13 protein-coding genes are annotated in these 15,031 nt (G+C 52.8%); 7 read left to right on the top strand and 6 right to left on the bottom strand.

The genetic code is table 11. The features are described from left to right. Positions 1-35 precede the first annotated feature (35 nt). Positions 36-1,064, top strand: coding sequence for a LysR family transcriptional regulator (locus AB1N33_RS03745; RefSeq protein ID WP_411270198.1), 1,029 nt, complete (start codon positions 36-38; stop codon positions 1,062-1,064). A gap of 42 nt (positions 1,065-1,106) precedes the next feature. Here AB1N33_RS03745 and lpdA read toward each other — a convergent pair whose 3' ends face one another. The 6 genes from lpdA to ampD all read right to left on the bottom strand — a co-directional run bounded on the left by lpdA (position 1,107) and on the right by ampD (position 9,927). Further along, positions 1,107-2,525: a dihydrolipoyl dehydrogenase gene (lpdA, locus tag AB1N33_RS03740; protein ID WP_411270197.1), complete on the bottom strand. Its 1,419-nt coding sequence runs from the start codon at positions 2,523-2,525 to the stop codon at positions 1,107-1,109. Between the two features lie 154 nt (positions 2,526-2,679). Next, positions 2,680-4,668: a pyruvate dehydrogenase complex dihydrolipoyllysine-residue acetyltransferase gene (gene aceF / locus AB1N33_RS03735; protein ID WP_411270196.1), complete on the bottom strand. Its 1,989-nt coding sequence runs from the start codon at positions 4,666-4,668 to the stop codon at positions 2,680-2,682. 19 nt (positions 4,669-4,687) lie between these two features. Next, a complete protein-coding gene (gene aceE, locus AB1N33_RS03730; RefSeq protein ID WP_411270195.1) occupies positions 4,688-7,354 on the bottom strand; it encodes a pyruvate dehydrogenase (acetyl-transferring), homodimeric type in 2,667 nt (888 codons plus the stop codon). 137 nt (positions 7,355-7,491) lie between these two features. Then, entirely contained in the window at positions 7,492-8,238 is a 747-nt protein-coding gene (locus tag AB1N33_RS03725; RefSeq protein WP_411270194.1) for a GntR family transcriptional regulator, read from the bottom strand. 267 nt (positions 8,239-8,505) lie between these two features. Continuing rightward, positions 8,506-9,375 (bottom strand): beta-lactamase regulator AmpE, encoded by an 870-nt coding sequence (gene ampE / locus AB1N33_RS03720; protein ID WP_411270193.1) that lies wholly within the window; start codon positions 9,373-9,375, stop codon positions 8,506-8,508. 18 nt (positions 9,376-9,393) lie between these two features. Then, positions 9,394-9,927, bottom strand: a complete 534-nt coding sequence (gene ampD / locus AB1N33_RS03715) for a 1,6-anhydro-N-acetylmuramyl-L-alanine amidase AmpD (RefSeq protein WP_411270192.1) — start codon at positions 9,925-9,927, stop codon at positions 9,394-9,396. Between the two features lie 87 nt (positions 9,928-10,014). On the opposite strand from ampD, the gene AB1N33_RS03710 reads away from it, so the two are divergent. The 6 genes from AB1N33_RS03710 to coaE all read left to right on the top strand — a co-directional run bounded on the left by AB1N33_RS03710 (position 10,015) and on the right by coaE (position 14,980). After that, complete coding sequence (locus tag AB1N33_RS03710) at positions 10,015-10,521, top strand: retropepsin-like aspartic protease family protein (protein ID WP_411270191.1); 507 nt, start codon at positions 10,015-10,017, stop codon at positions 10,519-10,521. Between the two features lie 20 nt (positions 10,522-10,541). Beyond that, positions 10,542-11,432 carry a carboxylating nicotinate-nucleotide diphosphorylase gene (nadC, locus tag AB1N33_RS03705; RefSeq protein ID WP_411270190.1) on the top strand — a complete coding sequence of 297 codons (891 nt, stop codon included), beginning with the start codon at positions 10,542-10,544 and terminating at the stop codon, positions 11,430-11,432. A gap of 236 nt (positions 11,433-11,668) precedes the next feature. Then, the gene (locus AB1N33_RS03700) at positions 11,669-12,097 is read left to right on the top strand and encodes a pilin (RefSeq protein WP_411270189.1); all 429 of its coding nucleotides are present in this window, start codon (positions 11,669-11,671) and stop codon (positions 12,095-12,097) included. Positions 12,098-12,188: 91 nt separating this feature from the next. Beyond that, complete coding sequence (locus tag AB1N33_RS03695) at positions 12,189-13,400, top strand: type II secretion system F family protein (RefSeq protein ID WP_411270188.1); 1,212 nt, start codon at positions 12,189-12,191, stop codon at positions 13,398-13,400. An 81-nt stretch (positions 13,401-13,481) separates the two neighbouring features. Continuing rightward, positions 13,482-14,372 (top strand): prepilin peptidase, encoded by an 891-nt coding sequence (locus AB1N33_RS03690; RefSeq protein WP_411270187.1) that lies wholly within the window; start codon positions 13,482-13,484, stop codon positions 14,370-14,372. Beyond that, on the top strand, positions 14,369-14,980 hold the full coding sequence (gene coaE, locus AB1N33_RS03685) for a dephospho-CoA kinase (protein ID WP_411270186.1): 612 nt from the start codon (positions 14,369-14,371) through the stop codon (positions 14,978-14,980). The genes AB1N33_RS03690 and coaE overlap by 4 nt, the downstream gene beginning before the upstream one ends. Positions 14,981-15,031 lie beyond the last annotated feature (51 nt).

Below are 15,031 nucleotides of genomic sequence, written 5' to 3'. Positions count from 1 at the left end.
TATTAATCCTCCTGTTTTATTCCGGAGCGGCTCCTATGCGAACGCACGACCTGAATTTATTAATGATTTTTGACGCCATCATGACCGAGGGGGCAATCACCCGTGCTGCGGATCGGCTCGCCATGACGCAACCCGCCGTGTCCAACGCGTTGTCACGCATGCGTACCGCGTGGAACGATGAGCTGTTTGTTAAAGACGGCAGAGGCATTCAGCCGACGACGTATGCCAGGAACCTGTGGAGCCAGATTCAGGGGCCACTCAGTCAGCTTGAAAACGCAGTCAGCCCCGGCGACTTTGACCCGGCAACCGCACAGCGCACTTTCCGGGTCGCGGCACCAGACGGCATTGTGTCCATGGTATGGGGTCCGCTGCGCCAGCATATTGAGCGTGAGGCTCCCGGTATCAATGTCTATGCCATTCCCAATACCAATATCGACTCAGACCAGGTGTTAAAAGATGCTGAAGCGGAGCTGGCCTTTACCAAACAGTCTGTCCCTGATCCGGTGATCCGGTCAGAAGCCATCCTGTCACCACCTTATGTGGTGGTTATGCGCCAGGGTCATCCACTGGCCAAGCAAAGCCTGTCGCTGGAAGACTTCATCAGTGCCGATCACCTGCTGGTGTCCGTATCCGGTGATGTAACCGGCCCTACCGATCAGGTGCTGGCCAATATGGGGCTTACGCGGCGCGTTGCGATGACCGTCAACTCGTTCCACAATGTGCCGGAACTGGTCAAAACCAGCGATCTTATCTGCGTGGCCCCGTCTATCACGCTGGAACGCGAGATCTTTACCGGCGAACTGGCCGTTTACGAGTCTCCGGTAGATATTGTGACATCGCCGTTGAGTATCATCTGGCACAAACGTCAGGATCACGATCCGGGTCTGAACTGGCTGCGCCAGCTGATCGTTGGCTTTATCAAGGAGCGCAGTCGTCAGCATGATGAGCGCTTGTCGGTATGCTGCCGCAAGGGCTACTGTGAAAATACCGTCAGACAGTTTATGGAAAAACAGGGTAAAGCTGCCCAGACCGTGCCGGCTATTGCCGCAAACGAATGGCAGTAACAAAAAAGGCGGGATAACCCGCCTATTTTTGTTCAGAAGCGATTACTTCTTTTTGGCTTTCGGGTTAGGCATGTCGGTGATGCTGCCTTCGAAGATTTCCGATGCCAGACCAATTGACTCATTCAGCGTCGGGTGCGCGTGAATGGTCAGTGCCACGTCTTCAGCGTCTGCGCCCATCTCGATGGCCAGGCCAATTTCACCCAGCATCTCACCGGCATTAGTACCCACCATAGCACCACCAATCACACGACCTGATTCTTTGTCGAAAATCATCTTGGTCATGCCGTTGGTCGCATCAGACGCAATCGCACGGCCAGAGGCTGACCATGGGAAGGTCGCTGTTTCGTAGCTTAAGCCCTGCTCTTTCGCTTCTTTTTCAGTCAGACCTACCCAGGCAACTTCTGGCTCAGTGTAGGCAACCGAAGGAATGCAGCGCGGATCGAAGAAATGCTTCTTGCCAGAAATGACTTCAGCAGCAACGTGGCCTTCATGCACGGCTTTGTGCGCCAGCATTGGCTGTCCTACTACGTCGCCGATCGCGAAGATGTGGTCAACATTGGTCTTCATCTGCTTGTCAACATTGATAAAGCCACGGTCATCCACGTTGACGCCCGCTTTTTCAGCGTCAATCAGCTTGCCGTTTGGCTTACGGCCAACGGCCACCAGCACTTTGTCATAACGTACCGGCTCTTTCGGCGCGTTCTTACCTTCAAAGGTTACGTACAGACCGTCATCTTTCGCATCAACTGCCGTTACTTTGGTTTCCAGCATCACATTGAACTTGTCTTTGTACTCTTTCATAAAGACTTTCATGATGTCTTTATCAGCCGCAGGGATGAGCTGGTCGAGGAATTCGACAACGTCAATTTTTGCGCCCAGCGCCTCGTACACGGTGCCCATTTCCAGACCAATGATACCGCCGCCCAGTACCAGCATTTTTTCGGGAATGTCTTTCATTTCCAGCGCGCCGGTAGAGTCGATCACACGCTCATCTTCAGGAATGAATGGCAGAGACACCGGCTCAGAACCTGCTGCGATAATGGCGTTGTCAAAGGTAATGGTAGTTTTACCGTCTTTGCCTTCCACTTCCAGGGTGTTGCTGCCGGTAAATTTACCGTAGCCCTGTACGTGCTTCACCTTACGCATTTTAGACATGCCAGCCAGACCTTTTGTCAGCTGACCGACCACGTCGTCTTTGTACGCGCGGATCTTATCCAGATCGAACGTCGGCTCGCCAAACGTCACGCCGTGCTTAGACAGGTGCTTGGCTTCTTTAATCACTTTCGCTACGTGCAGCAGTGCCTTTGAAGGAATACATCCTACGTTAAGGCAAACGCCACCCAGTGTTGCTCGGGCGTCTACAATGACGGTTTCAATGCCTAAATCGGCAGCGCGGAATGCCGCAGAGTAGCCACCGGGGCCGGCGCCTAATACGACTAACTGAGTTTTTATTTCGCTCATCGTGACCTCAAATTCTGTCCAACTGTCTATGCGTGTAGGGTTTAGTGTGTAGTACACGCGCGAATTTTAACTAGGGCATACAAGCCCTGTAAAGCAATGCCGGGCGAAAAAGCCCAAATACGGCAACAGGGAGCATGGCTCCCTGTGTCATTTGTTACAGCAACATCTGCCGCAAATCTTCAAGTACCGTTTTTAAGTGCACCGCAAAGCGGGCAGCAACGGCACCGTCAATCACACGGTGATCGTAAGACAGTGACAACGGCACCATCAGACGCGGCTCAAATTCGCTGCCGTTCCATTTCGGTTTTATGTCACTCTTTGACACACCCAGGATGGCTACGTCCGGCGCATTGACGATAGGTGTAAACGCCGTACCACCAATACCTCCAAGGCTTGAAATGGTGAAGCAGCTGCCTTGCATATCAGCAGCCTTCAGCTTGCCATCACGCGCCTTGGCGCTGATTTCCATCAGTTCCTCAGACAGTTCATAGATGCCTTTCTTATCAACATCCCTGACAACAGGAACCACCAGGCCATTCGGTGTATCTACTGCAATACCAATATGGTAATACTTTTTGTAAATTAAAGACTCACCCGACTCCGACAGCGACGTGTTGAATACCGGATACGCTTTCAGCGCATCGGCAACTGCTTTCATCATAAACACCAGCGGGGTGATTTTAATGCCCAGCTTGCGCTTCTCAGCCACCTTGTTCTGCTCTTTACGGAACGCTTCAAGGTCGGTAATGTCGGCCTCTTCAAACTGCGTCACATGTGGGATAGTTACCCAGTTACGATGCAGGTTAGGCCCTGAGATTTTCTGAATGCGCGTTAGTGGCTTCTCTTCCACCTCGCCAAACTTCGAGAAATCAACTTTTGGCGGCGCAATGACCTGCAGACCACCACTGCCGGCACCGACCGAACCTGCGGTTGCTTTCGGACGTGACAGTTCGTACTTCACGAAGCTCTGAATGTCTTCCTTAAGGATGCGGCCTTTACGTCCGGTACCTTTCACCAGTGACAGGTCAACACCAAATTCACGTGCCAGACGGCGCACAGACGGCGACGCATGGACTTTGCCTGACTTGGGTTTTTCGCCCGCAGACGGGTGATGTGGCACTGGCGGCGGCTTCGGCCGGCTGCTGTCACGGTTATCAGTCTCTGCTGGCGCAGGGGCCGGCGCACTGTCTTCCTGTTTAGGCGCCGGTGCACTGCCTGCCTCGCCCTTGATTTTCAGCATCAGTACTTTTGAGCCCTTGGACACTTTATCACCCTGCTTCACCAGCAGTTTGGTGACCGTACCGGCTTTTGGTGCCGGTACATCCATCGTTGCTTTGTCTGTTTCCAGCGTGATCAGGCCGTCTTCAGCTTCAATCGTGTCGCCTTCAGCCACCAGCACGTCGATAACGTCAACATCTTCAGCGTCGCCGATATCCGGCACAGTGACTTCAATTTCCTGTTCTTCGCCTGCAGACGATGCTGCCGGTGCGGGTGACGGAGCAGGTGCTGCAGAGGCTGATTCTGAGGCTGCGCTGCTGCCTTCCCCGGCAACTTCAAGCGTCAGGATCAGGCTGCCCTGACTGACCTTGTCACCTTCTTTAATCTTAAGGCTGACGACCTTACCGGCTTTCGGTGACGGTACGTCCATGGTCGCTTTATCCGTCTCCAGCGTGATCAGGCCATCTTCGGCTTCGACGCTGTCGCCTTCAGCCACCAGCACGTCGATCACGTCAACTTCATCGGCATCGCCGATGTCCGGCACGGTCACTTCAATGGTTTCTGTGGCGCCAGACGCACTGGCCGGTGCGGCACTGCCCGGTGCCGCGCTTTCCTGCTGTGACTCGCGATCTTGCTCTGGCTCACTCTCTTGCTGGGCTGGTGCCGCGTCAGCGCTGTCACTGCTGCCTGCGGCTTCCAGTTTCGCCAGCAGGTCACCCTGGCTGATTTTATCGCCCACTTTCACCGACAGTTCAGTCACTTTACCCGCGAATGGCGCAGGAATGTCCATACTGGCTTTGTCACTTTCGACGGTAACCAGCGCATCTTCTGCCTCTACACTGTCGCCAACAGACACACAGAGTTCGATAACTTCAACGTCGTCTTCACCGAGGTCGGGTACGTGTACGTCTTTAATCTCTGACATAAACTGAGTCTCCGTTAACTTACGCGTAAAGTGGGTTGAGTTTGTCAGGATCGATATGCAGATCCTTCATCGCCTTGTTGAGCGTCTTCGCGTCAACGTCGCCGGCTTTGTATAACTCATACAGCGCGGCATACGTTACATACGCGGCATCCACCTCAAAGTGACGACGCAGATTTGCGCGGCTGTCTGAGCGACCGAAACCGTCAGTACCCAGGACGCGGTAGCTGCCAGGTACAAAATTACGTACCTGATCGGCATAGCTCTTGATGTAATCCGTTGCGGCAATGGTCGGACCTTCGTTTCCTTCGTTCAGTACCTGAGTAATGAACGGAACACGGGCATCACCGTCAGCGTGCAGCATGTTGTAACGATCACAATCCAGACCATCACGCGCCAGCTCGTTAAATGATGTCACTGAGTACACGTCAGATTCCACACCATAATTCTCAGACAGCATTTTTGCTGCCTCACGAACCTGTTCCAGAATCGTACCTGAGCCCAGCAGTTTAACTTTCTTCTTGCTCTTGCCGACGGTATCCAGCTTGTAGATCCCTTTGACAATACCTTCTTCGCAGCCCTTCGGCATTTCTGGCTGAACGTAGTTCTCATTCATCACCGTCAGGTAGTAGAACACGTCTTCCTGCTCTTCGAACATACGACGCAGACCGTCCTGCACAATCACTGCGACTTCGTAACCATAGGTTGGGTCGTAGCTGATGCAGTTTGGTATCAGTGCAGCCTGAACGTGACTGTGTCCGTCCTGGTGCTGAAGACCTTCACCATTCAGTGTGGTGCGACCCGCGGTACCGCCAACTAGGAAGCCACGTGCACGTGAATCACCGGCCGCCCAGGCGAGGTCACCGACGCGCTGGAAACCGAACATGGAATAATAGATATAGACAGGGATCATCGGCAGGTCGTTAAGACTGTATGATGTTCCGGCAGCCAGCCATGACGCCATTGCACCCAGTTCGTTGATGCCTTCCTGCAGCACCTGACCTTTTTTATCTTCGCGGTAATACGCGACCTGATCAGAGTCCTGCGGCTCGTATTTCTGCCCCTGTGACGAATAGATCCCCACCTGGCGGAACAAACCTTCCATACCGAACGTACGGGCCTCATCTGGAATAATCGGCACAACCCGCTTACCAATCTGCTTGTCTTTCAGCAGCGCGGTCAGCACACGGACAAACGCCATAGTGGTTGAAATTTCACGATCGCCCGAGCCTTTCGTTACCGCCTCAAAGGCTTTGAGCTGCGGTGCCGGCAGTTCTTCGGTGCTCTTTTCCCGACGACGTGGCATGAAGCCGTGCAGCGCATCACGACGCGCTTTGAGATACTTCATCTCTTCACTGTCGTCATCAAACTTGTAGTAAGGCAGGTCAGCCAGCTTGTCATCCGATACCGGAATGTTGAAGCGGTCGCGATAGGCCTTCACTGCATCCATGTCCATTTTCTTGACCTGGTGTGCAATGTTCTTACCTTCACCGGCTGCGCCCATACCGTAACCTTTAACGGTTTTCGCCAGGATGACCTGTGGACGCCCTTTGGTGTTCACCGCGCGATCATAGGCCGCGTAGACTTTCACCGGATCATGACCACCACGGTTCAGACGCCAGATATCCTCATCTGACATGTTAGCCACCATTTCTTTCAGCTCAGGATACTTGCCGAAGAAATGTTCACGGGTGTAGGCACCGCCTTTCGCTTTGAAGTTCTGGTATTCGCCATCCACGGTTTCGTTCATAACCTGCAGCAGCTTGCCAGAAGTATCACGCGCCAGCAGTGGATCCCAGTAGCGGCCCCAGATAACTTTGATAACTTCCCAGCCGGCGCCGCGGAAGTTGCCTTCCAGTTCCTGAATAATCTTACCATTACCGCGCACCGGGCCATCCAGGCGCTGCAGGTTACAGTTAATGACAAACGTCAGGTTATCCAGGCCTTCGCGCGATGCCAGACCGATTGCCCCCAAGCTTTCCGGCTCGTCAACCTCACCATCTCCAAGGAAACACCACACACGCTGTGATGAGCAATCTTTAATACCGCGATTAGTCAGGTATTTCAGGAAACGGGCCAGATAAATAGCCTGCATCGGACCGAGGCCCATTGAAACGGTTGGGAACTGCCAGAAATCAGGCATCAGTTTAGGGTGGGGATAAGAAGACAGCCCCTGACCATCGACTTCCTGACGGAACATGTCCAGCTGGTCTTCAGTCAGTCGTCCTTCAATATAGGCCCGCGAGTAAATACCTGGTGCAACGTGCCCCTGAATAAACAGGAAATCGCCACCGTCTTTGTCGTTCGGTGCACGGAAAAAGTGATTGAAACCGACATCGTAAAGCATAGCAGACGACGCGAAACTGGAGATGTGACCGCCCAGTTCAAGGTTTTTCTTCGATGCCCGCAGTACCATCATTACTGCATTCCAGCGCAGCGCGTTACGGATTTTCGCTTCAATGGTCTGGTCGCCTGGCATGGTAGGTTCCTGCCCGGGCGGGATCGTATTGATGTATGCTGTCGTCGCATCATACGGTAAGTGGGCACCATTTCTGCGTGCTTTCTCAATCAGTGATTCCAGCAGGAAGTGTGCGCGTTCAACGCCTTCCTCTTCTAATACTGACTCTAACGACTCCAGCCATTCTTGTGTTTCTTGAGGATCCACATCTTGGTGCATCATATCAGTCATGGTGCCATCCTATCGTTGCTAATTCAGAAGCCCTCATCCGGTGTCGCCACTCGGTCAGGGACCTACATAGTGTTGTACTCACGGTAAGCCGGTCCGGCTCACCCTGTTGTCGCTTCCCGTCACCGGCAAGCGTCTGATCATATCTCCAGCCGTCGCAGCGCGCGCTGCACACGGCTGTCACGCTGATTAATGCTCAGCAGTGTTTTCTCAATAAATGCCAGGTGCGCATTACACGCCTGTCGCGCCGCTTCCGGATCGCGCGAGGCTATTGCCGCGACGATTTCATGGCGCTGGCGCGCGATATCGTCGCTGACGTTTGTATGCGTCGCCAGCATCTCAAGATTTCGTTCAATATTGTCGACCAGCATGGCCTGCATCGTACTCATGACGTGCAGCAGAACCATGTTGTGCGATGCCCGGGCCATGATGATGTAAAACTGCCCCAGCGCCTGTGCCTGTTCCCGCTTGCTTTCGCCCCGTTTGGGCATAGGCAGACGGTCAAGCGCATTCTGCAGCGCGGTATAGTCTTCGGGCTGACCGCGCAATGCGGCATAATACGCTGCCATTCCTTCCAGCGCATGACGAAACTCCAGCAAATCAAACTGGGTCTCCGGTCGTTTACTGATGAGCGCCATTAACGGATCGGTCATAGCCGCATTCAGCTCTTTGCTGACAAACGTGCCACCGCCCTGTTTACGCTCTACCAGCCCACGCGCCTGAAGATTACCAATAGCTTCGCGCAATGACGGGCGCGAAACGTCAAACTGCAGTGCCAGCTCACGCTCAGGTGGCAGCTTTTGTCCCGCCAGCAACGTACCGTCGAGGATCATCGACTCCAGTTGCTCGGTAATTACGTCAGCCAGTTTTTTACGCCCGTGCTGCATTTCACTGCCCTGTTGCTATAAAAAAGGCGGCCAAAATGTAAACAACTTACATCGCCACCCATCAATTGGTAATACCATTTTACCTATATAGTTTAGGCCAGAAAATTCGCAGCGACAACACCTGGTACTAAACACACAGCTTAGCACGTCCAGAAAAAGGCGCTTATCTATTGATAATTATAGGAAAAACAGGAAATCTTACACTGGTCTGAGCAGATCATATAGCAGGCCGGACTGATGAAACTCTGGCCAGCCTGCTATACGACATCAGGCCAGCAGGCCGGTCAGCGTCAGCGCCGCTGTCACCGAGAGTAAAAATAAAATATTACGCTTAGCCAGCTTAACCAGGATTCGCGGTTCTACCGACGCGTTGCTCTGCTGTGCCTGAAGCTCCTCGGGCGTCAGCATTTCAGCTTTGGCAGAGACCCGGGTGAGCACACAATAAGGTGTCAGCGAGGTGGTACCCACCAGCTTCAGCCATTCGGGCAGCGCGCGGGAAAAATGGCCCATCATCAGCAGTCCGAACGCGGTAATACGCACAGGGATAAAATCCAGTGCATACAGTAATCGGTAGACATTGTCAGTCTGTGGGTGATTGTCTTCACTGAACGCATTAAACGTTGTACGGACCAGCGTGTAAAACAACGCGCCGGGCGCACCAAAGCCAATAAACCAGAGGATAACGGCAGCATAGTGCTGATAATTCAGCCAGCTAAGATGCTGACCAAAGCTGCGCCCCTGAGCGATCGCGGTGCCTTCTTCGGAGATCACGCTGTTGCAGTGACCAAGCTGTTCGGTATACAGGCTGCAGGCTTCCAGATCGCCGCGGTCCGCCGCCTGCAGAAAACACTTGTAGGTCTGTCGCAGTGCAGGACACCCGACACAGATAAATAACACCAGTGTTTGCTCTACCAGAGTCAGGAAAGGTCCCAGCAAATAGTATTCAATCATGGCCAGCAACAATGCCGGCAACAACAGCAACAGCCAGACCTGCAGTGCCGGCGTCTCATCTTTTATCCATCCCTGGCGGAGCGCTTCATTTCTGAGCCAGGCCGAGTGCCACATGATGTGCCAGTGGCTTGATTTCACAACCACCCGTTCCAGCGCAAGCACAATTAACAGACTGATGAGAATCACGGTGTTTTCCTTTTTCTATTAAACAACAATGCCTGAGCGAAACCGGGGCCAGTCAAAGGCAGGGCCAGGATCGGTTTTTCTGCCGGGCGCGATGTCATTATGACCAACAATACGCCCTAAAGAGATCCGAGGATAGTGCTGTTGTAAAAAACGTGTCAGATGCACCAGCGTATCGTACTGAGCATCGGTATAAGGGATTTCATCGGTGCCTTCCAGCTCAATGCCGATAGCATAATCATTACACACTGCGCGCCCCTGAAAGGCGGACACGCCGGCATGCCACGCCCGCTGGGAAAATGGTACATACTGCTCAATATGGCCATCACGGTAAATCACACAGTGCGCCGACACGCGCAGTCCCTCAAGCTGCCGGTAAAACGGATGCGCGGACGGATCAAGCCGCCCGGTAAACAGATCATGGATCCCCGGCGTGCCAAATTCACCCGGCGGCAGGGAGATATTGTGGATAACCAACAGTGACACGTCGTCAGGGTCGGGACGTGCATCGAAATGAGAGCACGCTATTTGCGTAGCCAGAGGATAGTGATCCATTATCCGTATCAGAAGAAAACCATGTTATAAACAGTATAAACAGGAATGACCGTGCGCTGGCAATAGTGCGCATGAAAGGAAAACAACATGAGTGATACCTCGTCAATGGGAAAGTGGATGGTGCTGCTGGCATGGCTTAGCGCAATTGCCCTTCTGGTGATGGTGTTTGGAAATATGCTTGATGCCCAGGTTAATCCAAACCGTCAGCCACAATCTGTCTCTGCCGGAGGACGCACTGAAGTGACGCTGGAACAAAACCGCGCGGGGCATTACGTTACCAGTGGCTTTATTAATAATGTGCCTGTGGTCTTTTTGATTGACACCGGGGCAACTGACGTCTCTGTACCTGCACACCTTGCCGGGCCGCTCGGTCTGACTGCGGGCGCCTCATCGGTGGTCAGTACCGCCAACGGCACTATCCGCGTGGCGCGTACCGAACTCGACAGCGTGAGAATTGGCGATATTGTCGTAAACGAGGTTCGCGCCAATATCAATCCGGGCATGCGTGACGATCACGTGTTACTCGGAATGAGCGTACTGCGACAATTGGAGTTTACTCAGCGCGGGGATTCGTTAATATTGCGGACCCTGTAAAAAAACCGACAAAATAAGCCATGACGCAAACTGTTCCTGCCCCCGCGGCGCCGCAATTTACTGACCTGTCACTGGTAAGAAATCAGGTGACGCTCGCCCTTGAAGAAGATTTAGGCGGCACGCTTACACCAGAGGCAGACATTACTGCCATGCTGATTGATGAGGACAGCGGTGCCTCGGCCACCATTCTTACTCGGGAGGCGTGTACAGTATGCGGCACGCTATGGGCGACGCAGGCCTTTGCGCTGATTGATGAACGTATTGAGGTTACCTGGCATGTTAACGACGGAGACGTTGTCGCCGCCGACACTGTACTGGCAACCCTGACGGGCCCTGCACGCGGTATTCTGACAGCCGAGCGCACCGCGCTTAACTTCCTGCAGACCCTGTCAGCAACGGCGAGTGCAGCACGTCACTATGCCTCGCTGCTCGGCAACTCAGCAACCCGAATTCTTGACACCCGCAAAACGTTACCGGGTTTACGCCTGGCGCAGAAATACGCTGTACGTTGCGGCGGCGGACAAAATCATCGCGTCGGGCTGTATGACGCGTTCCTGATTAAAGAAAACCATATTTTTGCGTGTGGTGGCATCGACAAGGCGGTCAGTCGTGCCAAGGCAATGGCACCTGGGAAACCAGTAGAGGTGGAAGTTGAGTCACTTGAAGAACTGCACGAGGCGATCGCAGCACACGCCGATATCGTGATGCTGGATAACTTCAGTGATGAGCAGATCCGCAGTGCAGTAGCGATAAATAACGGGCGCTGTAAACTTGAAGTCTCAGGCAATATTACAGATGAAAGACTCGGCTCCCTGGCCACCATTGGGGTTGACTATATTTCGTCCGGTGCACTGACCAAGCATGTTCAGGCGATTGACCTGTCATTAAGAATATCACTTGACGACAACTAAGTTATTGAGCATAAAAGAGATAAGCAATACAGAAGGAACATTCATCTCACGCTGTGCAACAGGTGAACGAATGAACAAAAGCAACACATGAGTATGAATTCTAATACTTGTCAGTGCCGAATACCCTTCTATACTGAGACTCAAGTACCGGGGCCGTTTGACAGGACGACTCAGGTATCAACGTCAATGTAAATTGCGAAATTTTAGTAACGTAGAATACGTCCCGGAGAATGACCATGAAAAACGTTAAAGCATCAAACCAGAAAGGTTTTACACTTATCGAACTGATGATCGTTGTTGCTATCATCGGTATCCTTGCAGCCATCGCTCTGCCTGCTTACCAGAACTACACGCAGAAAGCGCGTTTCACTGAAGTGACTAACGCGACTGCAGCGGTTAAGTCAGCGGTTGAAGTTTGTGCGCAAACTACCAACGACCTGGCAAACTGTGACGGTGGTACTAATGGCATCCCAGCAGACGTAGTGGCTTCAGCAGCCGGTGCAGATCCAGACATCGTAGGTCTGTCTACCACTAACGGCGTTATCGTTGCTACTGCACACGGTGATATGGACGTACCAGGAGCAGGTACGTTCACTCTGACGCCTGCACTGAACAACGGTCGCGTAACTTGGACCGCTGTGTGTGACCCTGCTACACTGTGTTAATACAGTCTTATAGTTAAAGATAAAGCCCAGTCCAGTACTGGGCTTTATTGTCTCTGGCACTGCAAATGTAACTCACATACCGGATAACACCATGGCGAAAGCAGCAAGCACATTTACCTGGCAAGGCAAAGACCGTCGCGGCAATGCCAGAAAAGGCGAAATTTCTGCCACCTCCCTCGCTGAAGCAAAAAATCTGCTGCGCAGGCAGGGTATTTCTGCCAACAAAGTACGCAAACTCAGCAAACCGCTGTTTGGTGGCAGAGGCAAAAAGATCACTGCTTCGGATATCGCGGTTATCTCCCGTCAGATCGCGACCATGCTGAATGCCGGCGTTACGCTTATTCAGTCACTGGAAATGATTGCTCAGGGTCATGCCAACGAGAATGTGCGCAAACTTCTGGGTGAGATTACCGATGAAGTGAAATCCGGTAACCCGCTGTCCGGTGCCTTGCGCAAGCATCCTGAATATTTTGACGACTTGTACTGTGATCTGGTGTACACCGGCGAACAGTCCGGTGCACTGGAAAATATTTATGACCGGATTGCTACGTACAAAGAAAAAGCCGAAGCGCTAAAATCCAAAATCAAAAAAGCCATGTTCTACCCTATCGCGGTACTGGTTGTAGCATTTATTGTTACCACCATCCTGCTGATTTTCGTGGTGCCGCAGTTTGAAGAAATCTTTAGCAGCTTTGGCGCGCAGTTACCGGCCTTTACGCTTTTCGTTCTCGCCATCTCCGCCTTTGTGCAGGACTATGGCGTGTACATCGCCGCCGCGATGGTAGGCGGTGGCTATATGTTTATGCGCACCTACAAGAAGTCACCTAAGCTGCGTGACAATGTCGATAAGAAACTGCTTAAAATACCGGTTATTGGTGAAATTCTGAAGAAAGCCAGTATCGCGCGTTTCACCCGTACTCTCAGTACCACCTTTGCTGCCGGGGTGCCGTTGATTGGTGCACTGGAGTCGGCCGCTGGCGCGTCAGGTAACGCCGTGTACCGTGATGCCGTGCTGTTTATCCGCAAAGAAGTTGCCGGAGGTATGCAAATGCATACGGCAATGCGTGCGACCAACGTCTTCCCCGACATGGTCAACCAGATGGTGGCGATTGGTGAGGAATCAGGCGCGGTCGATGAGATGCTGAGTAAAATTGCAACCATCTACGAAGCTGAGGTTGATGACATGGTAGACGGTTTAACCAGCCTGCTAGAACCGCTGATTATGGCGGTGCTGGGTGTGGTTATCGGTGGCCTGATCATCGCCATGTACCTGCCAATCTTCGAAATGGGTAACGTGGTATAAACGCACTCGCTTGCGTCACCAGTTGTTCTCAGACTGCGATTCTGGCAGTCTTCACCTGCCTATTATAAAAAGCAGGGTACTATGGATTCTCTGATACAACTATGTCTTCTCTACCCGGGTGTATTTTACACCCTGGTATTTATTGTCAGTCTGATGGTTGGCAGCTTTCTGAATGTGGTGATTTACCGACTGCCTATTATGATGGAGCGGGACTGGCAGCAGGAGTACAACAGTTACTTTGGCGACGATACCTCCACTTCGGAAGCCCTCACCGACGAAGCCCCCTTTAACCTCGTTAAACCGGACAGCACCTGTCCTAAGTGCGGTCACCGTATCCGAGCATGGGAAAATATACCGATTATCAGTTATCTGCTGTTAAGAGGCCGCTGTGCCAGTTGCCAGACGCCGATCTCACTGCGCTACCCCATGGTCGAGCTGCTGACCGCCATCGTTGCTACCCTGGTTGCCGCGCATTTTGGCCCGTCTGTGGCCGCACTTATCGCCGTTGTTGTGGTGTATATTCTGGTTGCGCTGCTGTTTATCGACCTGGACAAAATGCTGCTGCCTGATCCCCTGACGCTGTCTTTACTCTGGCTGGGGCTGATAGTCAGTACCGCAAACGTCTTTGTCGACACCACCAGCGCAATCCTGGGTGCGACCTTTGGTTATCTGAGTTTGTGGTCTGTGTACTGGCTGTTTAAGCTGATAACCGGCAAAGAAGGGATGGGATACGGCGATTTTAAACTGCTTGCCGCCCTCGGGGCCTTTACCGGCTGGCAGGGGCTGCCCGTCATCATTCTGATGTCGTCTCTGGTCGGTGCGCTGGCCGGTATTGCCATTATGTTTATTCAGAATAAAGGAAAATCACTGGCGATACCTTTCGGCCCCTATCTGGCCGTCGCGGGGCTGCTGACGCTGCTTTACAAAGCGCCTATCATTGATACTTATCTTAAATGGATAACCGGCACATGAGCGAGCTGGTTATTGGCCTGACAGGTGGCATTGGCAGTGGAAAAACCGCCGTCAGTGATGCGTTTGCCGCCCATGGCATTACTATCGTTGACGCCGATGTCATCGCCCGTGACGTCGTGATGCCGGGCACCCCTGGTCTGGCACAGATCACTGGACATTTTGGTAAGGGTATTCTGCTTAACGATGGTTCACTGGACCGGCACGCGCTTCGTGAGCGGGTGTTTCATCACCCTGAAGAGAAAGCCTGGCTTAACGGCCTGCTTCATCCCCTTATCCGTGAAAGCATGACAGAGGCGGTGTCGAAAGCGACCAGTCCGTACTGTATTCTCAGCGTACCACTGCTGGTTGAAAACGGGCTTACTACCATGGTGTCGCGGGTACTGGTTGTCGACTGCCCAGAGTCGTTACAGCTTGCCCGGGCCATGCGCCGCGACGGCAGCAGTGAAGCCACTATTCGTAACATCATGGCATCGCAGGCCAGCCGCGATCAGCGCCTGGCTGCAGCTGATGATGTCGTCGATAACAGCGGGACACTGGATGAACTCACCGCACAAGTCACCGCGCTTCACAGGAACTATCTGGCAATGGCTAACGTCAAAGCAAAATGACGTGATATGTGACTTAACCACTGCAAAAGGCCCTTGTGCTTGAATTTTTTA

The sequence above is a fragment of the Alteromonas nitratireducens genome, assembly GCF_040812025.1.
GTDB classification, from domain to species: domain Bacteria; phylum Pseudomonadota; class Gammaproteobacteria; order Enterobacterales; family Alteromonadaceae; genus Alteromonas; species Alteromonas nitratireducens.
This window is presented reverse-complemented; position numbering and strand designations above follow the sequence as displayed.